Raw genomic sequence first — 26,233 nt, 5'->3', positions numbered from 1 at the left:
CGATAATAGCCCGGACCGGGCTGTTCCTGACAACCGGAAGGTTGTTATTTTTTTAAATATAAGGATGTATATGTTCTACGCTTATATTTCTCGCAGAAACGGATACCGTCCCTTAAAGGACGGCCAAGCCGTTTCTACTTGCTCACATGATCGTTCAATTGCAGGATGAGTATGAGGAGGAGGATCATTTTGAATAGCTTGAAGGGGAAAAGAATTGTACTTGGCGTAACCGGAGGGATTGCAGCTTTCAAAGCGGCTGCTTTAACTAGCAAGCTGGCCCAGAAAGGGGCCGATGTACATGTTATTATGACGAATTCGGCCAAACAGTTTATCACGGAGCTGACGATGCAGTCATTATCCAAGAACCTGGTGTACAGTGATACGTTTCAGGAGCGGGACCCGTCTCTTTTTGCACATATAGACCTTGCCGGCAGCGCAGATCTGGTGCTGGTTGCGCCAGCCACAGCCAATATTATCGGTAAAATGGCCCATGGCCTGGCAGATGATATGCTGTCTACCACACTTCTGGCTACAACAGCCCCTGTCATGGTGGCTCCGGCTATGAACGTGCACATGTACCAGCATCCTGCTGTTTTGAATAATCTTGATATTCTTGCCCGACGGGGTATTCAGTTTATTGAACCAGGTGAGGGTATGCTGGCTTGCGGTTATGTGGGTAAAGGAAGACTGGAAGAACCGGAAACGATTGTGCAATGTGTTGAACGTTTTTTTGCCCAGCAGGAGACGGTGACGTCAGGACCTCTATCCGGTAAAAAAGTGGTTATCACTGCAGGCGGAACCGTGGAACGGATTGATCCGGTCCGTTATATTTCTAACGATTCATCCGGGAAAATGGGCTTTGCCCTGGCCCGTGCCGCAAGGCTTATGGGTGCTGCAGTCACTCTGATTGCGGCCCGTACAGATGAAGCTCTACCGCAAGAAGCCGGTATTCATGTGGTGCGTGTACAATCTGCTGAGGATATGTATAACGCTGTGATAGCGCACTGGGAAGATTGCGATATTCTAATCAAAGCTGCAGCTGTCTCAGACTATCGTCCAAAGTTCAGCGCGGATACCAAAATCAAGAAGAGCGGAGACACGATGACGCTCGAGCTTGTAAAAACAACGGATATTTTGGAAACACTGGGCAATAAGAAAGAAAAACAGTTTCTGATCGGTTTTGCAGCCGAGACGGGTAACGCGGAGATGTATGCGAAGGACAAGCTGGTCCGCAAGAACTGTGATTTGATTGTAGCTAATGATGTAGCTATACCGGGAGCCGGTTTTGGGACAGATACGAATATAGTATCTATTTATGACCGGGATGGACTGGTGAAAGAGCTGCCGCTGTTGTCCAAGGACGAGGTTGCGAAGCAGCTGCTCATCCTGGCGGCAGAACGAACCTCCGGAGTCTCTTTATAATGGATATAGCCAAGGTCATTGTCGATGTACCTGTACGCAGCACTGACCGGCCTTTTGACTATAGTATCCCGGAATCGCTGAAGCTCTGGATTGAAATCGGCAGCCGTGTTGCTGTTCCCTTTGGGCATCGTACGGTGCAGGGGTTCGTTGTATCCCTGGAATCCGGGGAAACCGGATCAGTGTCAGGACTAAAGCCGATTCAGGAGGTGCTGGATCTTATCCCTCCGCTGTCGCCGGAACTGGTTGAACTGGCAGATTGGATGAGCCGGAAGTATGCGTGCAGAAGAATTTCCTCTCTACAGGCGATGCTGCCCACTGCTTTGAAGGGCAAAGCCGAACGGCTGATCTCGTTGGGCGAGTCTGCAGATGACTTGTCCGCGGCGGATGGGACTGACGGATTTTTCCCTGAAGAAGAATTGTTCGCGATGTTTACCGATACAGAGAGCGAAGAGCGGGAGATTACCGAATTTGTGCGGCGGGCCGGGGAAGTGTCGATGAAGCAGTTGACCCGGTCTTTCCCGGATGCTGCGGAGACGGTGAAGTTCATGCTGCGCCGAGGTGTTCTGTCGGAGAGCCAGAGCATCAAGGACAAGATGGGCAAGAAAAAGATAAAGGTCGTAGACCTGACTATGGATGTTGATTCGGCTCGTGAGGCGCTTGATGGCTTCCCGGCAAGGTCAGCACGTCAGAAGGAAGTATTGACCTTTCTAATTGAGATGGCTGCTATGCTGCCGTTACCTCTCAAGAAAGTATTAGCGGTCTTACAGGTGACAGCAGGTACAGTGAAGGGACTGGAGGAAAAGGGGTATATCGAGATCGGTGAGATTGAGGTGTACCGTGATCCTTACCAGGGGCGTGACTTCAAGCCAAGTAAGCCTTTGCCGCTTACGCTGGAGCAGCAAAGTGTGTACTCGCGTATTGCGGCCACAGTGGATGAACAGCAGCATGAAGTATTCCTCCTGCATGGTGTAACCGGTAGCGGTAAGACAGAAATCTATCTCCAGTGCATACAGCGTTGTCTGGATCAGGGTCGGCAGGCGGTGGTGCTGGTCCCGGAAATTTCCCTGACACCGCAGATGGTGGAGCGGTTCAAGGGTCGTTTTGGCAGCGGTGTGGCAGTGATGCACAGCCGCTTGTCGGCCGGGGAACGTTACGATGAATGGCGCAAGATTCGTGAGGGGAAAGCAACGGTTGCTGTCGGAGCGCGTTCGGCCGTGTTTGCACCGTTTACTAACCTGGGATTGATTATCATGGACGAGGAGCACGAGACTTCCTACAAGCAGGAAGAGAATCCGAAGTACCATGCCCGTGATGTCGCGGTACGCAGGGCGGAGCAATGCGGGGCTGCGGTTATTCTGGGCTCTGCGACACCGTCGCTGGAGAGCTACCATGCCGCACGATCGCAAAGTGACATTCACTTCTCGCCAGTGCTGCTGGAAATGCCTAGCCGTGCACTTGGCAACCCATTGCCGAAAGTGCAGGTCGTGGACATGCGCGAGGAGCTGAAGGATGGCAACCGCTCGATGTTCAGCCGCAGATTGCATGCAGCGCTGGCCGAACGTCTGGAGCGGGGAGAGCAAACGGTGCTGCTGCTGAACCGCCGGGGCTTTTCCACCTTCGTCATGTGCCGGAGCTGCGGGTATGTAGCTACCTGTCCGGAATGCGATATTTCGCTAACCTTTCACAGCCGCAGCAACAACCTGCGCTGTCATTACTGCGGTCACGCCGAGCCGGCGCCGCAGCTCTGCCCGGAATGCGGAAGCGAGCATATTCGTTTCTTCGGGACTGGCACGCAGCGTGTCGAGGAAGAGCTCGGTAAGCTTTTTCCCGGAATCCGGGTGATCCGCATGGACGTGGATACCACCACGGAAAAGGGTTCGCATGAGAAGCTTCTGGGCCAGTTCCGGGATAAAAAAGCCGATGTGCTGCTGGGAACACAGATGGTGGCCAAAGGTCTTGATTTTCCCGACGTAACTCTTGTTGGTGTCATCACAGCGGATTCGGCGCTGAATCTGCCGGACTTCCGCGCAGCCGAGAAAACGTTCCAGTTACTCACACAGGTAGCTGGTCGGGCGGGACGTCATCAGCTTCCGGGTGAAGTGGTTGTTCAGTCGTATACGCCGGAGCATTATTCCATTATCCATGCCAGCGGGCATGATTATCATGCCTTCGTACGCGACGAGTTGAAGCATCGCAGAGGCTTGCATTATCCGCCATACTGTCGCCTTATTCTTGTGACGCTATCCCATGAGCAGCTTCCGCTGCTGTTGCGGCTGGCTGAGAATTATGCGCTGAATATTCAGGGCAAAGCGAGGCAGCTGCGATGGTACGGAAGTCTGGACAAGCTGTCTGCGGATGCACTCGATCTGCTGGGTCCGGTGGCTTCACCGCTGCCGCGCCTGAAGGGCAGATACCGGTTCCAGTGTATGATCAAATGGCGCGGGAGTATTGATGCGGTAGGACTGGCGCGACAGGTAGCGGCAGAGCTGGAAGATTCCGCTCGGGATACAGGACTTCAAATCAGTATTGATGTAGACCCGCAAATGTTGATGTAAGGCGGGATCGTGTTACAATAGGCAAACGAATGATTATTGAGCTATCTTTATTAAATTAAAAATACAAACATGTATCAGAACAGGGATGGTGTTGTTGAGATGGCAATACGTTTGATTGTAAAAGAACCGGATGAAGTGCTTCACAAAATAGCAAAAGAAGTAAAGGCTGTAACGCCAAATGTGCAAAAGTTGCTTGATGATATGGCAGACACCATGTATGACGCGGAAGGCGTAGGTCTTGCTGCGCCGCAGGTCGGCATTCTAAAACGGCTTATTGTGGTTGATGCAGACGAAGAGCATGGCCTGATCAAAATGATCAATCCGGAAATTGTTTCCACTGAAGGCGAGCAACTTGGACCAGAAGGGTGCCTCAGCATCCCTGGCCTTAATGGTGATGTCCGCCGTGCGGAGACAGTGACCGTACGTGGTCTTGACCGTGAAGGCAAAGAAATTACAATTACCGGTAGCGGATTGCTTGCCCGGGCCTTTCAACATGAGATTGACCATCTGAACGGCGTATTGTTCACGGACATTGCCGAGAAGGTATACGAATATACGGCTGAACGCAGCGAATCCGAGGAGTGATCTGATGAAGATAGTATTCATGGGAACCCCGGCTTTTGCCGTGCCCAGTCTACAAATGCTGGTGGAAGAGGGCTACGAGGTTGTAGCTGTTCTTACCCAGCCGGATCGGCCGCAGGGCCGAAAAAAAACGCTGACTCCTTCTCCGGTTAAAGAAGCGGCGCTGGCACTGGGTCTTCCGGTGCTTCAGCCGGAACGTTTGCGTCGACCGGAAGCAGTGGCTGAACTGGCGGCTTATGCGCCGGATTTGATTGTTACCGCGGCTTATGGGCAGATTCTGCCCAAGTCGGTTCTGGATCTGCCGCAGAACGGATGTGTGAACGTTCACGGTTCGCTTTTGCCAAAGTATCGTGGAGGCGCTCCGATCCAGCGTTCGATTATTAATGGTGAAAAGGTTACAGGTGTGACCCTGATGTATATGGCAGAAGGACTGGATACCGGTGATATGATCTCACGTGTCGAGGTACCGATCGAAGACGGGGATACCTCCGGTGATCTGTTCGAGAAGCTGAGCCTGGCTGGGCGTAATCTGCTAAAAGCTGAAATGCCTCGCCTTGCGGCCGGTCGTGTGGACGCTGTGGCACAAGAGGAGAGCGAAGCTACCTACGCGCCGAACCTGAGCCGCGAGGATGAGCGTATAGATTGGAACGTGTCTTCACGTGACATCTATAACCGTATCCGCGGGCTCGTGCCGTTCTCCGGCGCGTTTACCCTCTGGAATGGGGAGACGTTCAAGGTATGGGCAGCGACTACTCCTTCGCTGGCTCCTACCGGGAACGGTGGTCAAGCCGCACCAGGCACGGTGCTGGCGGTGGAAGCACAAGGCGTCGAGGTGAAGACCGGCGACGGCAGCCTGCTTTTGACGACGGTGCAGCCGGCAGGCAAAAAAGCCATGAGCGCCGCTGACTTCAGCCGCGGGGCAGCGATGAAGCCCGGCACGGTGCTAGGATGAGCGGCGGTAATAATGGCGCAGGCCGGAATGGCCAGCGCGGACATTCATCCCGCCAGGACGGAAGCCGTCCGCCGGGCGCAGGGAAAGCCGCCGCAGGGAAAACGGTAGCCGCAGGGAAAGCAGCTATCGCAGGAAGCGCCGCTGCTGGCAAAGCCAGCGGTGCAGGCAGCAGCAAGGGCGGCGGTAAACCAGCCTCGGCCCGCGAAGTGGCCTTGGATGTGCTGGTAAGAGTCGAGCAGCAGGGCGCATACAGCAATTTGCTGCTGAACAGCAGCTTGCAGAAATCTTCACTGAGCCGGGAAGATACGGGACTGGCTACCGAGCTAGTCTACGGAACCATCTCTAGAATGAATACGCTGGATGAAGTGCTTGAAGGGTTTGTCAGTAAGGGAATCGCCAAGCTGCAGCCATGGGTACGTAATCTACTTCGTCTGAGTCTGTACCAGATTATGTATCTTGATCGCGTTCCATCGCATGCAGCCGTGAACGAAGCTGTGAATATCGCCAAGAAGCGTGGACATCAGGGCATCTCCGGGATGGTCAACGGGGTTCTGCGCAGCGTGCTGCGCGCTGGTGACCTCCCTGTGCTGCCGGAGAATCTGGGTCCGGCGAAGCGTATTTCTATTCGGCACTCGCATCCACTGTGGCTAGTACAGCGCTGGATTGCCGAATATGGTGTGGAGACGGCAGAGGCGATGTGTGCCTCCAATAATGAGCCTCCCGCTATCAGCGTTCGTGTCAACACAACGATGATCAGCCGTGAACGTCTGCTGGAGAAGATGGCGGCAGAGGGGCTGGAGGTTTCGCCTTCGAAGGTCAGTCCTTACGGGATTGTCATCAAGGGTGGCGGCAATCCGGCGCTAACCTCATGGTACCGGGACGGCTATCTGTCCGTTCAGGATGAGAGCTCCATGCTGGTGGCTGAGGTCGTGGCTCCGGAACCTGGCATGAAAGTGCTGGACTGCTGTGCCGCTCCAGGGGGTAAAACCTCGCATATGGGCGAACTGATGAAAGACGAAGGCACGATTCACGCCAATGATCTGCATCCGCATAAAGCTGCATTGATTGCGGATCAGGCCCGGCGGCTTGGGCTGGAATGTGTCGTGACAGGAAGTGCCGACGCTCTGGACCTGGAGCAGAAGTTTGAGCCAGGCTCCTTCGACAGAATCCTGCTCGATGCCCCTTGCTCCGGCCTTGGCGTGATTCGCCGCAAGCCGGATCTGAAATGGCGTAAGCAGCCGGAGGATATCGAGAGCGTATCTGCTCTTCAGCGGCAACTGCTCCAGTCGGTCTCCCGGCTGCTTAAACCGGGGGGCGTGCTGGTGTACAGCACCTGCACGACAGAGAAAGCCGAGAACGGGGAAGTCGTGGCCTCCTTCCTGGAACACAACCCTGATTTTGTGTCGTTAACCTTCGCCTCGGACGTCTGGAACCGCCTGGAGGGGACGGCGCTGGCTGCCGGGGAGGGAATTCAGCTACTGCCCCATCATTATGGCAGTGACGGGTTCTATATTGCCCGACTGCAGCGAATCTTGTAATATAGTAAAGGCGAAGGTAAAACCTTTACTACCCCGCCCACCGGGCCCGGTGCGGCGGGTTTTCTTTTACCACCTTTGAAATTTGTGTTAAACTAGAAAGAATGAGAAACAATAAGCATATCCTTATGAAAGAACAGGTGCCAATACGAATGAAACCTTTAATATATGATTTTTCTTTGGAAGAGTTGCAACAATGGGCGAAAGACAACGGAGAGCCTGCTTTTCGGGGCGGACAGATTTTTGATTGGTTGTATGTGAAGCGTGTGAATGATTTTGAATCCATGAGTAATTTGTCCAAGGCTTTGCGGACCAAGCTCAGTGAGCATTTCTCTATTGACGTCTTAACTGAAATTACGAAGCTGGAATCGAAAGATGGTACTGTGAAGTTCCTGTTCGGTCTCCATGATGATCATGCGATCGAGACCGTTATTATGAAGCACAACTACGGTAACAGCGTCTGTGTTACTACACAGGTGGGCTGCCGGGTTGGTTGTACCTTCTGCGCCTCTACACTTGGCGGATTGAAGCGTGACTTGACGGCGGGTGAGATCGTAGCACAGGTTGTTCGCTCTCAGCAGATTCTTGATGCCCGGGGAGAACGTGTCAGCAGTATTGTAATTATGGGCACAGGCGAACCTTTCGAGAATTATGACGCAACCATGAGATTCCTGCGTCTGATGATTCATGAGAAGGGCCTGAACATCGGCCAGCGTCACATCACGGTCTCTACAAGTGGTATTGTGCCAAACATCTACAAGTTTGCCGACGAGGATACGCAGATCAATTTGGCGATCTCCATCCATGCACCGAACGATGCGCTCCGCTCCAAGCTGATGCCGGTTAACCGCCGCTTCCCCTTTGACGATGTGATCGAATCCCTGCGCTACTACCAAGCCAAGACAGGACGTCGTATTAGTTTTGAATACGCGCTGATCGGCGGAGTGAATGACCAGCCAGAGCATGCTGCAGAATTGGCCGGCGTGCTGAAGAACATGCTGTGCCACGTCAACCTGATCCCGATCAACCATGTGCCAGAGCGCAAGTATGTGCGTACATCCCGTAAAGATATCTTTGAGTTTCAACGTGTGTTGTCCGATCATGGTGTGAATGTTACCATTCGTCGTGAACAGGGCCATGATATTGCGGCTGCATGTGGACAATTGCGCGCTAAACATATGGATCTGAGGTGAGGATATTTGATCAGGACAGTTCATGTCAGCGACATTGGCCGGGTGCGCTCTGTCAATGAAGATTCAGTCTGGATCGGCGTTACGCGTTACGGCTACACACTTGGCATCATTGCAGACGGAATGGGGGGGCATTTGGCGGGCGACACGGCAAGCAGGCTCGCTTTGGAATCGATAAAGGACACCCTGGATAATCTGGGACCTGATGTTTCCGGTGAAGAACTGAGTGCGACGCTCTCTTCAGCCATTCTGAAAGCCAATGATGCTGTTTTCAAGGAGGCATCCAGTGACGAGAAGTACCATAATATGGGGACTACAGTCGTTGCTGTCTTGCTGAACGGGTCAAACGGTTTTATTGGCCATATTGGAGACAGCAGAGCCTACATGATAAGAGACGGTAACGCGGTCCAACTAACAGAGGATCACACGCTGGTCAATGAGCTGTTCAAGAACGGCCAGATCAGCCTGGAGGAGCTAGATAACCATCCGCGGAAGAATGTGCTGACCAGAGCGCTGGGCACAGATGCGGAGACCTCCGTCGATTTGGCCCCTATCAAGCTGGAGGCAGGGGAAGTTCTGTTACTGTGCAGTGACGGTCTGAGTAATTTTGTCAGCACAGAGCATTTGGCGAAGGTAGCGGGAATCCAAGAAATCTCGCTGGAAGAACGGGCGGATCGCCTGCTGCAGTTGGCCCTGCTTGCCGGTGGCGGCGATAATATAAGCGTCGCTATGTTAGAACATCAAGGAGAGGCCGCAGTGCCCGAAACAAAGGAGTGGGATAGATGATCGGTCACGAGTTGGGAGGCCGTTACCAAGTCATCGAACGAATCGGTGGAGGCGGCATGGCGCTTGTGTACAGAGCCCATGATATTTTATTGAACCGTAACGTCGCCATCAAAGTGCTGCGCAGTCAGTTTGTGCATGATGAGGAATTTATCCGCCGGTTTAGGCGGGAGGCGCAATCTGCCGCATCGCTGTCTCATCCGAATGTGGTCAGCATTTATGATGTCGGACAGGAAGATGAAATTCATTATATCGTTATGGAGTACGTAGAAGGAAAGAACCTGAATGAAATTATTAAGGAGCGGGCTCCGCTGCAGGTGGACGAGGCCGTTCGCATTGCCTCCCAGATCTGCGATGCGCTTGACCACGCTCATCAGAATCAGATCATACACAGGGACATCAAACCACATAATATCCTTATTGGACGCAACGGGCGTGTCAAGGTTACGGATTTTGGCATCGCACGTGCAGTTACATCTACAACTATCACCCAGACAGGCTCTGTGGTGGGATCGGTGCATTATTTCTCACCAGAACATGCCAAGGGAGTAGCTACAGGGGAAAAGTCGGATCTGTACTCTCTGGGAATTGTACTCTATCAAATGCTGACAGGCAGTCTGCCGTTTTTGGGAGAAAGCCCGATCAGCGTAGCTCTAAAGCATCTTCAGGAGGAATTCGAGGAGCCGAAACTTCTCAACCCGCTGATTCCGCAAAGTGTGGAGAACGTGATCTTGCGGTCCATGCGTAAGAACCCCGAGGAGCGCTACCAGTCAGCCAAACAAATGCTGCAGGATCTGGAGAGCTGTCTGCTGCCTGAACGGCGCAGCGAGCCAAAGGCCGAGTTTCAGGATGATGATGATGAGGATAAGACGCGGATTATTCCTGCCATCAAGCCAATTCAGAGATCACAGGGGAACCGGGGTGGCAACGCAGAGAGAATGCGTCATTCCGACGAGCCGGAGGTTCCGGTATCTAGCGGCAAGAAAAAGTGGGGCCGCCCGGCACTCTGGATCGGATTAACACTTCTGATTCTACTCGCGATGGCGAGTGTAGTATGGTATGTGAATGCGAAGCTGGTTATCCCTGAGGTGGCGGTACCAAACGTCATAAATCTGTCACTGAATGATGCCAAGGCGAAGCTGTCCGAATTGGGAATCGAGGTTGAAGAGCCAGTCACCGAGATTTATAACCCTAACTACGGGGAAGGCATTGTCTACAAGCAGAGCAAACAGGAGAATACGAAGGTTAAGAAGAATACTTCGATTCAACTCACGGTCAGTACGGCCAAGCCGTTGACTAAAATGCCGGATCTCTCGAACAAGACATTTGATGAGGCTGTCAAAGCGTTGCTTGATCTGGGTGTGGCACAGAATCGCATTTCCCAGGATACGCGTACGAGCTCTGATGTGGCAGCTGGCAAGGTTATTACCCAAGATCCGTTGCCTACAAGTGACTTTGACCCGGAGGCGGTGCAGGTTACACTGATTCTCAGTAAAGGTGAGGAAAGCGTCACGATGCCAGATCTCATCAACTTGACGGAGAAGGAAGCCAGAGCGAAGCTTGAAGCAGTGAAGCTTGTTCTGGAGGAAGTCAAGGAAGAGGCGAGTTTCTCTGTTGACAAAGGTAAGGTCGTTAAGCAGTGGCCTTATGATAAGGGGGTTCCAACACCTCCAGGTACGAAGATTACTATTACCTTGAGTTCAGGATATCCGCCGGAGGCCTTGAATTACACGTATAATCTTCCGGTTGCGCCGACCCAGGAGGGTAAGAAGACCAAAATCCGTATTGAGTACGCGGATGCCCGCAACAACGGTGAGAAGCAGGAGTGGGGTACCCGGACGATTACCAAGAATCAAGTACTCTCCATTAACATGTTACTCGCTCCTAACAAAGATGGTGTGGTCTTGATTTATCGCGATGGTGAACTCTATGATACGTATCCAGTGTCCTACGTGGATGCCAAGAACGGAACGGTTCCTGTTCCGACGCTCCCAGAGCCATCCCGCACGCCGGACCCGACCCAGGCGCCTACGGAACCACCGCCATCGGAGCAGCCGACAAGCGATCCGGCTATGGCTCCTGATCAGGGAGGTAACAGTACCGGTAATGGCACCGGAAACAATGGTGGCGATAACGGTGCGAATGGAACCGGGAATGCCGATCAGACGGGCTTCGTACCCGGTAATGGGCAACAGGGAGACAGTGCAAAGCATGTTGCCAGCAACAACGGCAAGAACAAAGATAAGTCTTTGAAACATAAAGATAATAAAGACCATTAGCAGCTGATCAAAGGTCAGTAGCCAATGGCAGAGCGAGATGACCCGGGGATAACTACTTGGGTCATCTTCGTAAATTAAGGAGAGGAAGGCCCACTATGTATGCCTGAAGGTGTAATTGTTAAGGCTTTAAGCGGTTATTATTATGTAAAGCCGCTTTGTGACGGACTTATCGTCTCTGAAGAGACGTCGGTACAGTGTAGAGCTAGAGGAATCTTCAAGAAAAAAGGGGTATCTCCTCTGGTAGGCGATCGTGTGATTTATGGTTTGACGGAGAACGGAGAGGGCATGGTAGATCAAATTCTCCCCCGGGATTCAGAGCTGATTCGGCCGCCAGTGGCCAATGTTAAGCTTGCCGTGCTATTATTCTCTTTGCGTGAGCCGGATATGAACCTCAACTTGCTCGACAAATTCCTGGTGCATATAGAGCATTCTGGATTGGAAACGCTAATTGTGCTGACTAAGCAGGATCTGGCGGCAGGTGACGATGAAGCGACAGCCACGGTGAAGGCCCTGTATGAAGAAATCGGTTATGAAGTACTGGTAACGAGTTCGCTAACAGGTGCGGGCAGCGAAGAGGTTCACAGACGGCTCGCAGGAGGAATCAGCGTGTTCGCCGGACAATCGGGAGTGGGTAAGTCTACCCTGCTCAACCGGATCGTTCCCGGCCTCCTTCTGGAGACAGGAGAGATCAGCCTGCGGCTGGGCCGTGGCCGTCACACCACCCGCCATGTCGAGCTAATGGACATTGGGGACGGAGGCTTTGTAGCCGATACCCCTGGCTTTAGTCAGCTCGATTTCCTGGAGCTTGGTGTAGAGGAGTTGTCCACCTGTTTCCGAGAGTTCGCTCCATATGCGGAAGCTTGCAAGTTCCGCGGCTGCAGTCATCTTCATGAGCCGGGCTGCAAGGTCGTTGAAGCACTGGAGCAAGGGGAGATTGCCCCGAGCCGCTATGAGCATTACAAGCTGTTTTTTAATGAAATGAAAGATAAAAAGCGGAGGTACTGATCATGATTATTTTAGCCCCATCGTTGTTATCCGCGGATTTTGCCGCACTTGGAGCAGAAGTGAAGGAAGTACAGGACAGCGGCGCTGACTGGCTTCACGTAGACGTAATGGACGGACGTTTTGTCCCGAATATCACTTTGGGACCGCCAATTGTCGATGCCGTTTCCAAGCATACTTCATTACCGCTGGATGTACATCTTATGATTGAGAATCCTGAACGTTATATCGGAGATTTTGCCAAAGCCGGAGCCGCTGTTATTACAGTACATGCTGAGGCTTGCGTGCATCTTCATCGTGTAATTCACCAGATCAAGGAGCTAGGTCTCAAAGCAGGCGTAGCTATTAACCCGGGCACACCGGCATCTGCCGTGCGTGAAGTGCTGGAGGATGTGGATTTGGTGCTTGTAATGACTGTGAATCCAGGCTTTGGTGGACAAGCCTTTATACCGAGTACACTACGCAAAATCCGTCAAATTCGCGAATGGGCCAATGAGGTCCATCCAGATCTGCTGATTGAAGTGGATGGAGGCATTGCGGAAGCTACGGCACCACTGGTTGTGGAAGCTGGCGCTAATGTACTGGTCGCAGGCAATGCGGTCTTCGGTAGAAGTGACCGTGCAGCGGCTATCGAGTCGATTCGAAGCGCGGCAACACAGGTCAAGCTATAGAATACACTGTTCAGACTGCTGGTATAGGCCAAGTCTGCAGCGCATAAATATGGTTACATGAGCAGAAATCTCATGTAGCCTTTTTTTTCGTCGTCTCCGGCCGGAACCTGAGGCAAGCTGAAGGAAGGGTCCAGGTAGCGGAGAAATTCTGGCGAATGGGAGAGGTCTGCAAGATGTAACCGTCAGCGAAAGAGAATATAAAGTCTCCTACCGTACGGCACGAATTGATGGGAGGGTAAACCATGAAATTTTACACGTTCAAGCTGCCAAAGTTTTTAGGAGGTTTCGTTAAAGCGATTTTGAATACTTTTCAGAAGAGTTGAGGCTGTAAAAGAAAAAAAGACATGAAAAAAAGCACCTTACATATGTAAAGGGTGCTTTTTGCTTGATATGAGATATCGCTCGATCTAAAATGCTAAAGACTAGACGCGCTCAACTTTACCGGACTTCAAAGCACGGGTGCTGACATAGACGCGTTTCGGCTTGCCGTTCACGAGGATACGGACCTTTTGAACGTTAACTCCCCAAGTGCGACGGTTGTGGTTGTTCGCGTGAGACACGTGGTTACCACTGCCCGGCTTTTTGCCTGTTACGATACATTTACGGGACACAGATTACACCTCCTTGTTACTTACACCTGCATAAAACAATACTTAAATATAATATCACAGTAAAAAATGCTTCGTCAACCGCTCAAAAACATTTATTTCTTTAGTCTCTTATAGTACAATATAAATTAGTGTATTATGTCCAGTTAATCCTAGTGTTGATTAGGCATGAAGTTAGGAAGGGGAATTCTCATTGAGTAAGCGTTCTATCAACGGAACAGATTTTACCGCAATGGTACTCACCGGTGCGGAGAAGCTGCAGCAGCATGCAGAGCACGTCAATTCGTTGAATGTTTTTCCGGTTCCGGATGGAGATACGGGAACAAACATGAATTTGACGATGACCGCAGGCGCGAATGAATTGAAAAGGAATAATACGGCCTCTCTTGGCCAATGTGCAGGTGTACTCTCGAAGGGCTTGTTAATGGGCGCCAGAGGGAACTCAGGCGTTATTCTCTCCCAGTTGTTCAGGGGGTTCAGTCGCTATGCGGCGCAGCTTGATGAGCTGAACACACAACAGTTTGCGGCAGCGCTGCAGAACGGAGTGGATACAGCATACAAGGCAGTTGTAAAACCTGTAGAGGGAACAATACTTACGGTTGCCAAGGAAGCTGCGCGGCATGCGGTTTATTTTGCACGGCGCACCAATGATGTGACAGAGCTGATGACGGAGGTATTGTCCAAAGCCAAGGAAGCGCTGGCGAATACGCCTGAACTTCTGCCTGTGCTCAAGCAAGTCGGAGTAGTCGACTCCGGTGGACAGGGGCTTGTCTATATCTACGAAGGTTTTCATCAGCACCTGACCAGTGGAATCACAGGTATAGCTGCTCAAGGACAGGCTACCATTCCTGCACCGATTGCAGTGACTCCAGGTCCGATCAAACCAGAGCTTAATTTGGCCTCGGTACAGACATCTGCACAATCGCAGCTTTCCACGGAAGATATTGAATTCTTATATGATATGGAATTTTTTATAAACCGTCAGTTGGGCGGTTCCGCGAGAGCAATTTTTGATGAGGATGTATTTAGGAAAGCGCTATCAGTGAACGGGGACTCCATCATCGTTATTTCGGATGACGAAACAATCAAAGTTCATGTTCACTCCAAAGCTCCCGGCGAGGTGTTGAATCTTGCTTTGCTCTATGGGGAGATCACCCAGATTCATATTCTTAACATGCGTGAGCAGCACCGGGATTTGCTGACAGCGGGTATGGACATTGCTCCGATGCCGGATGTGTTCGCCGATATTCCGAAGGAAGAGGTCAGCATACAGGCCCCGGCCGTGCCACCAGCTGATGATCTGGCTCCATATGGATTTATCGCTGTCTCTTCGGGTGCGGGAATTGCTGATATTTTCAAAAGTCTTGGCGTCGATGTTGTGCTCGCAGGCGGACAGACGATGAATCCAAGCACCGAAGATTTCGTAAATGCCATTTCTTCGATTTCTGCGAAGCATGTATATATATTGCCTAACAATTCTAACATTGTACTGGCTGCACAGCAGGCCAAAGAACTGCTCGCTGATGAGCGGGAGATCACTGTGATTCCTAGCAAGAGCATTCCGCAGGGGATTTCTGCAGCATTTGCGTTCCAAGAGGATGATGCGGTGGATAGCAACACAAGCAATATGCTTGAAGCTATCGCACAAGTGAAGTCCGGTCAGGTTACACATGCGGTTCGAGATACACTCTATGATGAGCTGGAGATCAAATCCGGTCAGTTTATAGGAATATCTAATTCCAAAATTGTGGCCGCAGCGGATGATTTGCTGGCAACGAGTCAGGCGCTCCTGACCAACATGCTGGAGAACGGTGACGAGATTGTAACGATCCTGAGCGGTGAAGATGCGCAGGAGGATGTCACTGAAGCGCTCAGCGAGTGGATTAGCTCGGTGTATCCTAATGTAGAAGTTGAAATTCATGAAGGCGGACAGCCGCTATACTATTACCTGTTCTCCGTGGAGCCGTAGGCTGAAACGATCGTGATAGGTAAAGGGTAAAGTGAAATAAGATGTTCTGATTTGTTGCTTTGAGGGTTGACCAACTATAGTTTGGGGAGGAAATTCATGAACCGTACCATAATCGTCACTGACAGCACATCCGATATTCCACCGGCCCTGGCCGAGAAGTATGACATTGAGGTTGTGCCGCTGACATTAATGTTCGGTGATCAATCCTACCGGGACAATGTGGATATGACACCGGAGCAGTTTTATGAACGTCTTCCTAATTCACAGAAGCTGCCCACTACTTCGCAGCCGTCGCCGGTTGAATATATGAATGTTTACCGCAGCATTTTGGACCAATACCCGGGTAGCCCTATTCTGTCTTTTCATATTTCATCCGGTCTCAGCGGTACCTTTCAATCGGCTATGCTGGCAAAATCCATGCTGGAGGAGGACGGGGAAGAAATTACAGTCGTGGATTCCCTATCTGCCTCCTATGGTTTTGGAGTAATGGTAGTACATGCTGCTAGACTGGCGGCAGAGGGGAAAAAGCCGCAGGAGATCCTTGAGGCAGTAGAAACACTACGTCAGTCCCGTAAGCTGTATTTCCTTGTCGATACGCTGGAGTATTTGCAAAAAGGAGGCAGAATCGGCAAAGCGTCAGCCATTCTGGGAACGCTACTTAACATTAAACCGATCCTGTCCATTGATGCTGAAGGTATTATCTACGCAGTAGAGAAAGTACGGGGCCGCAAGAAGGCCGTTGCTCGCATGATCGAGCTGTTCAAGAACGATCTGCCGGGTGTGGACAAAATCAATGTGGCCGTGGGACATACCGCAGAACCGGCTTCTGGTGAAGAGTTCCTGAGTGAACTCGACAAGCATTTTACGCTTGAGGAGAAAGTGCTGACCAACATTGGTCCTGTGGTAGGCAGCCATGTTGGGAACGGAACGTTGGCTGTATTTATTTGGCCCGCATAATGAGGGATGAACATGACACTTTCTTTGAATGAAATTGAAGTGAAAAAAGTAACTGGCGTGAGTGCTCAAAAGCAAGGCGAGCTTCACGCCTTTGGCATCTTTACAGTGAAGGATCTATTGGAGTATTATCCATTCCGTTACGAAGATTACCGGCCGCGCTCACTTAGCGAGGTTAAGCATGGGGACAAGGTCACGGTGGAAGCCAAGGTGATTGGTATTCCGGTACTTCAGCGCTTTGGCGGCAAGTCCAGGCTTAGCTGCAAAATGGTCTCAGAACCGTTTATGTTCACCGCTACCTGGTTCAATCAGCATTATATCCGTGAGCAGCTCACCGCAGGACGTGGTATCGTGCTATCTGGCAAATGGGATCAGAAGCGCAGCCAAATTACTGTGACGGATTATGAATTTCCGGACCGCGGAGAAGGCAAGACGGGAACTTTGCAGCCGGTCTATTCTGTTGGAGGTAAAATTACACAGTCCTGGATACGGAAGTCGATTAGTCAGGGGCTGCAGCAATTTGGAGAGCTGATCCCGGAGATTTTGCCGCGGGTGATTTTACAAAAATATGACTTTATGCCACGTAAACGGGCAATTGCGACCATCCATCAGCCGGAAGACAGCCGGGAAGGGCAGCAGGGACGCCGCCGCATGGTTTATGAGGAGCTTTTTCTGTTCCAATTGAAGGTCCAAGCCTTCCGTGTGCTAAATCGCGGGAGAATGGACGGAGTAGTCCATACGGTGGACAATGCGACGGTTCGGCAATTCGTCCGCAGCCTGCCTTTTGAGCTAACTGACGCTCAGAAGCAGGTCGAGCTGGAGATTTTGCATGATATGCGGTCTGCTTATTGTATGAACCGTCTTCTTCAAGGAGATGTAGGCTCTGGTAAAACGGTGCTTGCAGCTATTTCGCTGTATGCCACGGTAAAGTCCGGTTTTCAGGGTGCGCTAATGGTGCCTACTGAGATTCTCGCGGAGCAGCATATGCGTTCTCTTACGAGAATGTTCGAGCCGTTCGGCCTTACTGTAGCGCTGCTGACAGGAAGTGTGAACGGACGCAAGCGCAAAGATCTGCTGGCTTCCCTGCAAATGGGAATGATTGATGTGGTGGTAGGAACCCATGCACTGATCCAGGAGGATGTTTTCTTCAAAAATCTCGGGATGGTAGTCACAGATGAGCAGCATCGCTTCGGGGTGAACCAGCGCAGTGTATTGCGCCGAAAAGGCTATAACCCGGATGTGCTAACAATGACGGCTACTCCTATACCGCGTACACTGGCCATTACTGTATTTGGCGACATGGATGTGTCCACGCTATCTGAGCGGCCGAAGGGGCGTGTACCGATTACGACTTACTGGGTTAAGCATGATCTGATGGAACGGGTCTTGAATTTGATTCGCCGTGAAATCGACCAGGGCCGTCAGGCGTATTTGATCTGTCCGTTGATTGAGGAGTCGGAAAAGCTGGATGTGCAGAATGCGATCGATCTTCATATCCAAATGTCCCAAGCCTTCCCGGACTATAAGGTCGGGCTGCTGCACGGACGGATGACACCAGGGGAAAAAGATGAAGTGATGCGTGCGTTCTACAGCAATGAGCTGCAGTTGCTCGTGTCCACCACTGTCGTGGAGGTCGGCGTCGATGTGCCGAATGCAACCCTGATGGTCATTATGGATGCGGATCGCTTCGGCCTCTCCCAGCTGCATCAGCTGCGGGGCCGTGTGGGCCGCGGGCAGCACGCTTCGTACTGCGTGTTGGTGGCTGATCCGAAGTCGGAGATTGGCCGCGAGCGGATGACGGCTATGACGGATACCGATGACGGCTTCGAGGTGTCGCGTCGGGATCTTGAACTGCGCGGGCCGGGGGATTTCTTCGGGACTAAGCAAAGTGGACTGCCGGAATTCCGCTTGGCAGATATGACGGCTGATTTTGAAGTGCTGGAGCAAGCCCGTGACGATGCCGCCGAATTGCTGCGGGATGCTTCCTTCTGGACTTCTCCTGACTATGCGCCGCTGCGGAATTATTTGCAGAATGAGCAAATTTTTCAGGGGGATTTAATTGACTAAATAGGCACATGGGGCAAGGCTCCCTCATATACTTTGAAAGATTGGATATGACGGGAGGTGCTGCACTTGGGTTACCAACAATATGGAATCAGTCCCCAACTCGTTGATCGCATCAAGGTCAAGATGAAGAATAAGGCGGTCAAGGAACGCATCAAAACTATGATTGAAGGAGTTTCAAAGAAAGAGCTGCAGGAAACGGCAACTGTCCGCAAGCTGGTACGGAATTCATCTGCTGTGCTCAATGAGAAACTGACCTCTGCGCAGGAAGAACAGATTGTGAGATTTGTGATTGCGCAGAAAATAGACCCGAACAATACGTTTCACCTGATCCGGCTTTGGGGAATGTTCCGTTAAGGAACCCCACAGTCTGGTCAGCCTTCTTCACAGCAAAAAAAGCGTCCCCTGTCGTCTGACGGGGAACGCTTTTTTTGATTTGCAAAATCTGAAATCCAATCAGACTGCTAAAGCACAAGAGCTATTCTTTCTTATCATTTAAAAATAATCTGCGTCTCCGGGCGCTCTCGGAGGATTTGAAAACAATCCGTGAATCCGGATCGGCCTTACGGATCAATTCAGTTAACACTTTCTCCTCTGTCCTGTCTGTGAGGCAGAACAAAGTGCCTGGCTGGCCGTCATGCCCACCTTCGCCAATAAGTGCCGCCTCACGATCCAGCTGCTCCTTTAGGACCCGCTGGATGTCCTCACAGCGGTTGCTGGTAATCCAGGCGGATCTGGAGGGCGAAAGTCCGCGAAGAGTGAGGCGTACGCCTTCAAAGGCGAGCAGGTAGGCGATGATGGAATACATCGCTTGATCCCAGCCAAAGAGTGCCCCTGCTGCAAACAGGATGGCGCAATTCAGCAGCATGATTACAATCTCATAAGATCGGGGCGGCCCGCCGCTCAGCAGAGAGTAACCCTGATCGCTGGCGCTGGCCTCCTGATTCATTCCGCCAAAGCGGACGGAGATGCCGACCCCAAGACCAAGACAGATACCTCCGGCGATGGCCGCGGGCAGCGGGTCGCCGATGATGGCCGGGAACTGGTGTAATGCCAGAGAGCCTATCGTAAGGCAGGCCAGCCCCAGTACTGTATAGAGAGCAAACCGCAAATTGAGTTGTTTGCGGGACATAAAGATAAAGGGCAAATTAAACAAAAACAAAAACAGTCCAAGCCGCATTTCTGTAGTATGAGCAAATAGGGCAGACAGCCCAGTGATACCTCCAACGACCAGGCCGTGGGGCATCAGAAACAATTCGAGGCCAACTGCAGCCAGAAGCGCGCCTGCGATGACAGCGAGAATGCGAAATCCTTTGCTGCCTGGGCGCCTCCGAATGCCGGCGAAGCCGGTCTTCATAAGCATTCCTCCCTTCAGCAGGGAACATTTTATTTTAAATAGTGCGTCATGTAAGTCTAATAAGCTGCTACGAATTTTGAAGTGAATTTTAAAGGGTCCAGCCATTGTCGCAGCAACCATTTATAGATTAGCGGACAGAAAAGTATACAGAGCACAGGCAGAATAACATATTCAGGGGCCGGGACGGTGTTCCCTGATGGCTTTGTTTTTAACACAGGTGTGACCATGTCGTTATGGGGCTTCAGGCGTGCATGAGGCATGCTTCTACGTTCATAACGTTCGGACTCGTAATTCTCTGCTTCCTGTTCGCTGCTGTTAAAAGTCTCGAAAGACCAGGCTGGCGGAAGGGTCAAAGAAAGCACTACACTGAGCGTAATATTCAACAGCCAAACTAATGCAAAACGGCTTGCAGATCGTACCAAGGGAACACCTCCTTTCCTGCATTTATTACTAAAAGCATAACATACGTTCTGAGATTGCTCCAAACCCGATTGCCAAAAAACAGGCCTTTCCAACGATGAACGAACGAAACCGAGCCCCAATAACCGCGTAAGCTGTAGTAAAGAATGCTTTAATGATAATTTTATGAACAGGAGGGATGGATTTGAACGGATGGGACGATTTTGGCGCTTTTCGCAAGCAAAGTTTCTTTGAAGGGTTTCTGGGAGATGTCCCTACATTCTTCAAGATTTTTTTCGTGATCTTTCTGCTTGTTTTTATTTTTATAATTTATAAAATGGTACAGAACTGGTTAGCATATAAAGCCAGCCCGTTGACCGCAGGGTATTATCAAGCCGTTGCTAAACGCAGCGAGGTATGGGGAGGTTCAGGGGACCACAGCGCCAGCACTAGTTACTATGTGACCTTCGAGGATGAGGGCGGTAACCGTGTAGAGCTCCAGGTTCCGAATTCGGTATACGGATATATTATTGAAGGCGATACCGGAGAGCTAACCTACCAGGGTACAAGATTCAAGGATTTCCAACGGCAAGGAAGCAGATCGGGTTCACGGCTATAAAGCGGGACCGATACTTTCGGGGGAAATTGAAAACGATGGATGGCGAAGCCGCATTTGGAAATATCGTGATTGTAGAGAATATGAAGCTGTTCATCTTATTAAGTGGAAAAGGGAAGACCAGAGGGGGATCTCCCCAGGTCTTCCCTTTTTGTGATCTGACGAGAATGGCTACAGCACCCGCTGCATGTGCAAAACGACATTGCTCCAGTAGCCGGTGTCCAGCTCGCTGATCTGAACGCCGGGATCGCCCCAGGTGTGAATGAACTTTCCGTCGCCGATGTAAATACCGACATGACCTGGAATGGCATTGTTTTCGAACCGTCCGGGGACGGTGAAAAAGATCAGATCGCCAGTCTTCAGCTCGTTCCGATTTACACGCGACCCCAGATTGTCCTGATCCTTGGCCAGACGGGGCAGATTTAACCCGAACTTCTTGAAGACATACTGAGTAAAGGAAGAGCAATCGAACTTTTTACTTTCTTCGTATGGGGCAGCGCCGAATTCATAAGGGACACCAAGAAAGGATTTTGCGTATGACACAAGCTCATTGCTCTGAGAAGGAGAAAGACTCTGGATCTTTAATGGCCTGGCTAGTTGGTTCTGACCTTCTTCAATTGCGGTATCATTTACCGTTGGGGTTGCGATATTAATCTCCCCGGTATACGGGTTCCAGGCCACTTTCGTCTGAAGTAGCTTCGAAAGCGCCTTGGGCGTCATATAGATCTGGCCATTACGGAGCTGAGGGGCATCACTTAAGGAAACCTTTTCACCCAATGACAAGACCTCGGTTGAACCAGGACGAAGCTTGTACATCACATCAGTGTAACCAATGCTGGTATATCCGTCCGGCTTCTTCTCGTCCTTCATTTGGTAGCCGATGGAGGCAATAGCAGGGGAGAGAGGGATCCAGAACTTTCCGTTAGCGTCGGTGATCTTGGCTTTCTCATAATAGCTGGTAGCAGGCGACCCATCAGGAGTCAGTGATCTTACTTTTGCGGTTTCCTTGGGCTGATAATAGCTGCAGGCTGTACAAGCCAAGACAGTGCACAATAAAAGGGCTGCTGCAGCGCTATTTTTTTTGGAATATTTCATCATATCACACGCTCCATATCGTAAGCTTTAATGTTAAGTTTGCACAGGTAGCACTTTTTTATGTGAGCTTAAGATAGTTAATCCATTCCAACCTGTTGATTGTGTCAGTTATTCTCCATAATGGAGGGAATTTTGTTAGGATATTGTTAAATGTGAGCGTGTTATATGTGATTGACGGATATACGACCTCCATATAATATAAGTTTAATAGATTCGCATGTGCTTCTGTGAGATTCGTGTAAGCTTTCGCTTTAGTGCATTCATCTATAAAAGCAATAATGCTTTACCACTACTTCTGATGCACGCGCTGATACTGTACAAGAAAAGGGGTTATCAAATGAAGAAAAAGAATATTTTGCTAAGTTTGAGCATGTGTATGTTGCTGCTTGTGGCAGCGGGCTGCGGTTCCAACAGCAACAATGCGGCTGTTAATTCGGGAGCTGGGAATTCGAAGGAAAGTGCTGCAGCTACGGAAAATACGGGTAGCGGGGATGCCAAAACCTACAAGATTGCCATCTCGCAGTATGTTGAGCACCCGTCGCTTGATGCTACTCGTGAAGGTATTCTGGCTGCACTCAAGGATGCAGGAATTGTTGAGGGCGAAAACCTGAAGGTAGATTTTGAAAATGCCCAGGCAGATCAGGCCAATAACCTGTCCATCGCCCAAAAGATTGCAGGGGATAAAAATGATCTTGTACTGGCGATTGCGACACCTTCTGCACAGGCGGTAGTGCAGTCCATCAAGAATGACACACCGATTCTGTTCGCGGCAGTAACGGACCCGCTTGATGCGAAAATTGTCAAGGATCTCGATCATCCGGGCGGAAATGTCTCCGGGGCATCCGATACAAATCCGGCAGCAATCACTGAGCTAATGGATTTCATTGCGGCACAATTTCCGAATGTGAAGAAGCTGGGTCTCGTTATTAATGAAGGAGAGCCTAACGCAGTAACGATGGCGGGAATAGCCAAGAATGCGCTCGACAAGCACGGCATTGAACTGGTTAAAGCAGCGATTACAAATACTTCCGAAGTGAAGCAGGCTGCTGAATCGCTCGTTGGCCGTGTCGATGCATTGTACGTCACACTGGACAACACTGTGGTAGCGGGGATCGAGCCGATCATCCAAACGGCAAATGCCAATAAGCTTCCTTTCTTCTCCAGTGACCGGGATACGGTTGAGAAGGGCGCTTTTGCCACAGTAGGTTTCAAATACTTTGACCATGGTTACCAGGTTGGACAGATGGCTGCTGAAGTGCTGAAGGATGGCAAAAAACCGGGAGACATGAAGGTTAGCATGCAGGAGAAGCTTGATGTTATTTTGAACCTGAAAGCGGCAGCAGCACAGGGCATTGAGGTTACCGACGCGATGAAGAGCGCAGTCAAAGACCCGGCTAACAGCATTATTCAATAAGACATGACACAAGGGGCGATTCTGAAGAACGCCCTTGCCGCTTAGGGAGGAAGTCAGCGATGATGAATTCGATGCTTGGTGCTACGGAACTGGGCTTACTTTATGCTTTTATGGCTTTAGGGGTATACATTACTTTTCGCATTCTTGATTTTCCGGATCTTACGGTGGACGGAAGCTATACTACCGGTGGCGCAATAGCCGCTGTTATGATCTCGCACGGGTACTCGCCTTGGTTGGCAACGCTGGCAGCATTGGCCGGAGGGATGGCCGCAGGCATGTGTACGGGACTGCTGCATACCAAGGGTAAGATTAACGGTCTTCTATCGGGTATCCTCATGATGATTGCCTTATATTCGATTAACCTGCGCATTATGGGCAAACCCAACGTGTCGTTAATGGGTGAGGATCTGATATTTGGCTCCATGAATCCGTTGTATGTCATGCCGTTTGTGGTTCTTGCCGTAAAGCTGCTAATGGACCTGTTCCTGCGCACTGATCTCGGCCTGGCCCTGCGGGCCACCGGAGATAACGCGCGGATGATCCGCAGCTTTGGGGTGAATACAGACAATACTACGATTCTGGGGATTAGCTTATCAAACGGTCTAGTGGCGCTTTCAGGAGCCCTGATCGCTCAGTACTCGACCTTTGCTGACTCCTCTATGGGAATTGGGATGATCGTTATCGGCCTAGCCTCAGTAATTATTGGCGAAGCGATCTTTGGCTCCGGGAGTGTATTCCGGGCAACACTGGCGGTCGTTCTGGGGTCCATCGTCTACCGGATCGTGGTCGCACTGGCCTTGCGGGTGCCGTGGCTGAATGCCTCGGATCTTAAGCTCATTACAGCTGTTATCGTCATCGTTGCGCTGGTATTCCCTTCGATTCAGCGTTACTTAAAGCAGAAAAATGTTGGACGCAAGCGGACAGAAGAATTGGCTGAGCAAGCGCTCCGCAGTAAGAAAGGGGGCGCACTCGATGCTTAAACTGGACAATGTATCGAAGCTGTTCAACCCTGGAACATCTGACGAGAAAATTGCTTTGCTTGGTATCGATTTGGAGCTCCATCCTGGTGATTTTGTTACGATCATCGGGAGTAATGGTGCCGGTAAGTCTACGCTGATGAATATTATTTCCGGGGTAATGAAGCCTGATCTTGGCGAAGTGCTGATTGAGGGCAGTTCTATCAGTGGTCTGCCTGAGTTTCAGCGCAGCCGCTGGGTGGGTCGGGTCTTCCAGGACCCGATGGCAGGTACAGCTCCGCATATGACGATTGAAGAGAATCTGGCAATGGCCTATAAACGAGGCAAGAACAGAGGGCTGAGCTTTGGGGTTAATGCGGCGAGACGGACAATGTTCCGCGAGCAGCTAGAGCGTCTGGGCATTGGCCTGGAGAATCGGCTACGGGCCAAGGTAGGGCTGCTGTCGGGCGGGGAGCGGCAGGCGCTCAGCCTGCTGATGGCGACCTTCACGCAGCCGCAGATTCTGCTGCTGGACGAGCATACGGCAGCGCTTGATCCTTCCCGTGCGGAGCTGATCACGAAGCTGACGGAGTCCATTGTCCGCGAAATGAAGCTGACCACCTTGATGGTCACCCATAACATGGAGCAGGCGATTCGCCTGGGGAACCGGCTGATTATGATGGATAAAGGATCGATTATTCTCGATATCGATGCCAGCCGGAAGCAGGATTTGACTGTGGAACGCCTGCTGGGAGAATTCGAGGCTATTAGCGGGCACAAGCTGGCAGATGACCGGATCGTGCTTGGTTAATGGTAAAGCCCGTATATCATAAGTAATTAACAGCAGGCAAAGAGGCAGGGATATAAGGTCCGTTGAGGACTTTATATTCAGGCCTTTTTGTTGTACAGAAGATACGCTGCCGATTCATGCACTCGTATGCGAGGTAAAGGTTAGGGAAAGAACTGATCTTGAAGCATGCAATATGATAAGGAGGATGGACATCCATGGCAGAGAACCAGTTGAAAGGTAAAGTAGCGATAGTGACAGGTGGAGGATCAGGTATAGGCCGAGCGGCAGTGCTTGAATTCGCCAGACAAGGAGCAAAGGTGGCTTTATTGGACCGGACAGTGGATAAGGCGGAAAAGGTGAAACGACAGGTGGAACAGGAGGGTGGCCAGGTTCTGGTCATCGGATGCGACATTGCCGATCCCGGGCAGGTGGAGGCAGCAGTTAGACAAGCGGCTGAGGCTTGGGGACAACTGGATATTGTCTTCGCCAATGCCGGTATCAATGGCGCTCTGGCCCCGATTGAGACGATGGATATCGAGAGCTGGGATCAGACTATTCAAATTAACCTACGCGGAACGTTTGCTACCGTGAAATATGCGATTCCTTATTTGAAAGAAAAGGGTGGCAGCATCGTCATTACCAGTTCGATCAACGGAAACAGGGTCTTTTCCAATATTGGATTTTCCGCATATAGCACGACGAAAGCTGGTCAGGTGGCCTTTATGAAGATGGCAGCGCTGGAGCTGGCTCAATTCAAGATTCGCGTGAATGCAATTTGCCCGGGAGCCATCAAAACCAACATTGATAAGAATACCTTTCCTTCAGATGATTTAGGTGAGGTGCAAATTCCTGTGGAGTTCCCCGAAGGGGATCAGCCGCTGGAAGAGGGTCCAGGAAGTTCGGAGCAAGTCGCCAAGCTCGCACTGTTTCTGGCCTCTGACAACTCAGATCATATCACGGGTACAGAAATCTACTGTGACGGGGCAGAGTCGCTGCTGCATGGCTAGTTCCGACTAATTCGATCCGACCTTGCATATGAT

24 protein-coding genes are annotated in these 26,233 nt (G+C 51.1%); 20 read left to right on the top strand and 4 right to left on the bottom strand.

Annotated features, from left to right (window positions below; genetic code table 11):
* The first annotated feature begins 171 nt into the window (after positions 1 to 171).
* The 11 genes from coaBC to spoVM all read left to right on the top strand — a co-directional run bounded on the left by coaBC (position 172) and on the right by spoVM (position 13,294).
* The gene (coaBC, locus tag ACFRAM_RS13075) at positions 172 to 1,422 is read left to right on the top strand and encodes a bifunctional phosphopantothenoylcysteine decarboxylase/phosphopantothenate--cysteine ligase CoaBC (RefSeq protein ID WP_379466220.1); all 1,251 of its coding nucleotides are present in this window, start codon (positions 172 to 174) and stop codon (positions 1,420 to 1,422) included.
* Positions 1,422 to 3,977 (top strand): primosomal protein N', encoded by a 2,556-nt coding sequence (gene priA / locus ACFRAM_RS13070; RefSeq protein ID WP_379466219.1) that lies wholly within the window; start codon positions 1,422 to 1,424, stop codon positions 3,975 to 3,977. The genes coaBC and priA overlap by 1 nt, the downstream gene beginning before the upstream one ends.
* A gap of 99 nt (positions 3,978 to 4,076) precedes the next feature.
* Positions 4,077 to 4,562: a peptide deformylase gene (gene def / locus ACFRAM_RS13065; RefSeq protein ID WP_379201767.1), complete on the top strand. Its 486-nt coding sequence runs from the start codon at positions 4,077 to 4,079 to the stop codon at positions 4,560 to 4,562.
* 4 nt (positions 4,563 to 4,566) lie between these two features.
* Positions 4,567 to 5,511 carry a methionyl-tRNA formyltransferase gene (gene fmt, locus ACFRAM_RS13060; protein WP_379466218.1) on the top strand — a complete coding sequence of 315 codons (945 nt, stop codon included), beginning with the start codon at positions 4,567 to 4,569 and terminating at the stop codon, positions 5,509 to 5,511.
* Positions 5,508 to 7,049 carry a 16S rRNA (cytosine(967)-C(5))-methyltransferase RsmB gene (rsmB, locus tag ACFRAM_RS13055; protein ID WP_379466217.1) on the top strand — a complete coding sequence of 514 codons (1,542 nt, stop codon included), beginning with the start codon at positions 5,508 to 5,510 and terminating at the stop codon, positions 7,047 to 7,049. The genes fmt and rsmB overlap by 4 nt, the downstream gene beginning before the upstream one ends.
* 149 nt (positions 7,050 to 7,198) lie before the next feature.
* Entirely contained in the window at positions 7,199 to 8,239 is a 1,041-nt protein-coding gene (gene rlmN, locus ACFRAM_RS13050; RefSeq protein WP_379466216.1) for a dual-specificity RNA methyltransferase RlmN, read from the top strand.
* Positions 8,240 to 8,245: 6 nt separating this feature from the next.
* The gene (locus tag ACFRAM_RS13045) at positions 8,246 to 9,022 is read left to right on the top strand and encodes a Stp1/IreP family PP2C-type Ser/Thr phosphatase (RefSeq protein WP_379466215.1); all 777 of its coding nucleotides are present in this window, start codon (positions 8,246 to 8,248) and stop codon (positions 9,020 to 9,022) included.
* Entirely contained in the window at positions 9,019 to 11,298 is a 2,280-nt protein-coding gene (gene pknB, locus ACFRAM_RS13040) for a Stk1 family PASTA domain-containing Ser/Thr kinase (protein ID WP_379466214.1), read from the top strand. Before ACFRAM_RS13045 ends, pknB begins: the two co-directional genes overlap by 4 nt.
* Positions 11,299 to 11,397: 99 nt before the next feature.
* A complete protein-coding gene (gene rsgA, locus ACFRAM_RS13035; RefSeq protein ID WP_175374566.1) occupies positions 11,398 to 12,303 on the top strand; it encodes a ribosome small subunit-dependent GTPase A in 906 nt (301 codons plus the stop codon).
* 2 nt (positions 12,304 to 12,305) lie between these two features.
* The gene (rpe, locus tag ACFRAM_RS13030; RefSeq protein WP_379466213.1) at positions 12,306 to 12,971 is read left to right on the top strand and encodes a ribulose-phosphate 3-epimerase; all 666 of its coding nucleotides are present in this window, start codon (positions 12,306 to 12,308) and stop codon (positions 12,969 to 12,971) included.
* A gap of 242 nt (positions 12,972 to 13,213) precedes the next feature.
* The gene (gene spoVM / locus ACFRAM_RS13025; RefSeq protein ID WP_006675261.1) at positions 13,214 to 13,294 is read left to right on the top strand and encodes a stage V sporulation protein SpoVM; all 81 of its coding nucleotides are present in this window, start codon (positions 13,214 to 13,216) and stop codon (positions 13,292 to 13,294) included.
* Between the two features lie 99 nt (positions 13,295 to 13,393).
* On the opposite strand, the gene rpmB is transcribed toward spoVM, so the two are convergent.
* Positions 13,394 to 13,582, bottom strand: a complete 189-nt coding sequence (gene rpmB, locus ACFRAM_RS13020; protein WP_066370676.1) for a 50S ribosomal protein L28 — start codon at positions 13,580 to 13,582, stop codon at positions 13,394 to 13,396.
* Between the two features lie 190 nt (positions 13,583 to 13,772).
* Between rpmB and ACFRAM_RS13015 the strand changes: the two genes are divergently transcribed.
* From ACFRAM_RS13015 to ACFRAM_RS13000, 4 genes are all read left to right on the top strand, one after another.
* Positions 13,773 to 15,548: a DAK2 domain-containing protein gene (locus ACFRAM_RS13015; RefSeq protein WP_379466212.1), complete on the top strand. Its 1,776-nt coding sequence runs from the start codon at positions 13,773 to 13,775 to the stop codon at positions 15,546 to 15,548.
* A 96-nt stretch (positions 15,549 to 15,644) separates the two neighbouring features.
* Positions 15,645 to 16,505 carry a DegV family protein gene (locus ACFRAM_RS13010; protein ID WP_379466211.1) on the top strand — a complete coding sequence of 287 codons (861 nt, stop codon included), beginning with the start codon at positions 15,645 to 15,647 and terminating at the stop codon, positions 16,503 to 16,505.
* Between the two features lie 12 nt (positions 16,506 to 16,517).
* Positions 16,518 to 18,569, top strand: a complete 2,052-nt coding sequence (recG, locus tag ACFRAM_RS13005) for an ATP-dependent DNA helicase RecG (RefSeq protein WP_379466210.1) — start codon at positions 16,518 to 16,520, stop codon at positions 18,567 to 18,569.
* A 66-nt stretch (positions 18,570 to 18,635) separates the two neighbouring features.
* On the top strand, positions 18,636 to 18,923 hold the full coding sequence (locus ACFRAM_RS13000) for a stage VI sporulation protein F (protein WP_175374571.1): 288 nt from the start codon (positions 18,636 to 18,638) through the stop codon (positions 18,921 to 18,923).
* A gap of 121 nt (positions 18,924 to 19,044) precedes the next feature.
* Here the strand turns inward: ACFRAM_RS13000 and ACFRAM_RS12995 are convergent, their stop codons facing one another.
* Together ACFRAM_RS12995 and ACFRAM_RS12990 are read right to left on the bottom strand one after the other, a co-directional pair.
* On the bottom strand, positions 19,045 to 19,923 hold the full coding sequence (locus tag ACFRAM_RS12995) for a YitT family protein (protein WP_379466209.1): 879 nt from the start codon (positions 19,921 to 19,923) through the stop codon (positions 19,045 to 19,047).
* 56 nt (positions 19,924 to 19,979) lie between these two features.
* Positions 19,980 to 20,345: a hypothetical protein gene (locus ACFRAM_RS12990; protein WP_379466208.1), complete on the bottom strand. Its 366-nt coding sequence runs from the start codon at positions 20,343 to 20,345 to the stop codon at positions 19,980 to 19,982.
* 182 nt (positions 20,346 to 20,527) lie between these two features.
* Here ACFRAM_RS12990 and ACFRAM_RS12985 point away from each other — a divergent pair, with 182 nt between their 5' ends.
* Positions 20,528 to 20,941 carry a DUF2500 domain-containing protein gene (locus ACFRAM_RS12985; protein ID WP_379466207.1) on the top strand — a complete coding sequence of 138 codons (414 nt, stop codon included), beginning with the start codon at positions 20,528 to 20,530 and terminating at the stop codon, positions 20,939 to 20,941.
* Positions 20,942 to 21,109: 168 nt separating this feature from the next.
* Here ACFRAM_RS12985 and ACFRAM_RS12980 read toward each other — a convergent pair whose 3' ends face one another.
* Positions 21,110 to 22,036, bottom strand: a complete 927-nt coding sequence (locus ACFRAM_RS12980) for a C40 family peptidase (RefSeq protein WP_379466206.1) — start codon at positions 22,034 to 22,036, stop codon at positions 21,110 to 21,112.
* 334 nt (positions 22,037 to 22,370) lie between these two features.
* Between ACFRAM_RS12980 and ACFRAM_RS12975 the strand changes: the two genes are divergently transcribed.
* The 4 genes from ACFRAM_RS12975 to ACFRAM_RS12960 all read left to right on the top strand — a co-directional run bounded on the left by ACFRAM_RS12975 (position 22,371) and on the right by ACFRAM_RS12960 (position 26,200).
* On the top strand, positions 22,371 to 23,447 hold the full coding sequence (locus ACFRAM_RS12975; protein ID WP_379466205.1) for an ABC transporter substrate-binding protein: 1,077 nt from the start codon (positions 22,371 to 22,373) through the stop codon (positions 23,445 to 23,447).
* Between the two features lie 59 nt (positions 23,448 to 23,506).
* Positions 23,507 to 24,427 carry an ABC transporter permease gene (locus ACFRAM_RS12970; RefSeq protein ID WP_379466204.1) on the top strand — a complete coding sequence of 307 codons (921 nt, stop codon included), beginning with the start codon at positions 23,507 to 23,509 and terminating at the stop codon, positions 24,425 to 24,427.
* Complete coding sequence (locus ACFRAM_RS12965) at positions 24,420 to 25,214, top strand: ABC transporter ATP-binding protein (protein ID WP_175374577.1); 795 nt, start codon at positions 24,420 to 24,422, stop codon at positions 25,212 to 25,214. Before ACFRAM_RS12970 ends, ACFRAM_RS12965 begins: the two co-directional genes overlap by 8 nt.
* A 194-nt stretch (positions 25,215 to 25,408) precedes the next feature.
* Positions 25,409 to 26,200: an SDR family oxidoreductase gene (locus tag ACFRAM_RS12960; protein WP_379466203.1), complete on the top strand. Its 792-nt coding sequence runs from the start codon at positions 25,409 to 25,411 to the stop codon at positions 26,198 to 26,200.
* Positions 26,201 to 26,233: the final 33 nt, after the last annotated feature.

The sequence above is a fragment of the Paenibacillus sp. NPDC056722 genome (genome assembly GCF_042790635.1).
In the GTDB taxonomy this organism is placed as follows: Bacteria; Bacillota; Bacilli; order Paenibacillales; family Paenibacillaceae; genus Paenibacillus_AQ; species Paenibacillus_AQ agri.
The sequence above is the reverse complement of the archived record's forward strand: the minus strand, read 5'-3'. Positions and strand labels throughout refer to the sequence as shown.

Bases quoted from the DNA above. Each gene is read 5' to 3' on its own strand.
- ACFRAM_RS12960 (WP_379466203.1), top strand. From the start codon at position 25,409: ATGGCAGAGAACCAGTTGAAAGGTAAAGTAGCGATAGTGACAGGTGGA.
- recG (WP_379466210.1), top strand. From the start codon at position 16,518: ATGACACTTTCTTTGAATGAAATTGAAGTGAAAAAAGTAACTGGCGTG.
- ACFRAM_RS12970 (WP_379466204.1), top strand. From the start codon at position 23,507: ATGATGAATTCGATGCTTGGTGCTACGGAACTGGGCTTACTTTATGCT.
- rsgA (WP_175374566.1), top strand. From the start codon at position 11,398: ATGCCTGAAGGTGTAATTGTTAAGGCTTTAAGCGGTTATTATTATGTA.
- ACFRAM_RS13010 (WP_379466211.1), top strand. From the start codon at position 15,645: ATGAACCGTACCATAATCGTCACTGACAGCACATCCGATATTCCACCG.
- rsmB (WP_379466217.1), top strand. From the start codon at position 5,508: ATGAGCGGCGGTAATAATGGCGCAGGCCGGAATGGCCAGCGCGGACAT.
- priA (WP_379466219.1), top strand. From the start codon at position 1,422: ATGGATATAGCCAAGGTCATTGTCGATGTACCTGTACGCAGCACTGAC.
- ACFRAM_RS12995 (WP_379466209.1), bottom strand. From the start codon at position 19,923: ATGAAGACCGGCTTCGCCGGCATTCGGAGGCGCCCAGGCAGCAAAGGA.
- fmt (WP_379466218.1), top strand. From the start codon at position 4,567: ATGAAGATAGTATTCATGGGAACCCCGGCTTTTGCCGTGCCCAGTCTA.
- spoVM (WP_006675261.1), top strand. From the start codon at position 13,214: ATGAAATTTTACACGTTCAAGCTGCCAAAGTTTTTAGGAGGTTTCGTT.
- pknB (WP_379466214.1), top strand. From the start codon at position 9,019: ATGATCGGTCACGAGTTGGGAGGCCGTTACCAAGTCATCGAACGAATC.
- def (WP_379201767.1), top strand. From the start codon at position 4,077: ATGGCAATACGTTTGATTGTAAAAGAACCGGATGAAGTGCTTCACAAA.
- ACFRAM_RS12975 (WP_379466205.1), top strand. From the start codon at position 22,371: ATGAAGAAAAAGAATATTTTGCTAAGTTTGAGCATGTGTATGTTGCTG.
- ACFRAM_RS12965 (WP_175374577.1), top strand. From the start codon at position 24,420: ATGCTTAAACTGGACAATGTATCGAAGCTGTTCAACCCTGGAACATCT.
- rpe (WP_379466213.1), top strand. From the start codon at position 12,306: ATGATTATTTTAGCCCCATCGTTGTTATCCGCGGATTTTGCCGCACTT.
- ACFRAM_RS12980 (WP_379466206.1), bottom strand. From the start codon at position 22,036: ATGATGAAATATTCCAAAAAAAATAGCGCTGCAGCAGCCCTTTTATTG.
- rlmN (WP_379466216.1), top strand. From the start codon at position 7,199: ATGAAACCTTTAATATATGATTTTTCTTTGGAAGAGTTGCAACAATGG.
- coaBC (WP_379466220.1), top strand. From the start codon at position 172: ATGAGGAGGAGGATCATTTTGAATAGCTTGAAGGGGAAAAGAATTGTA.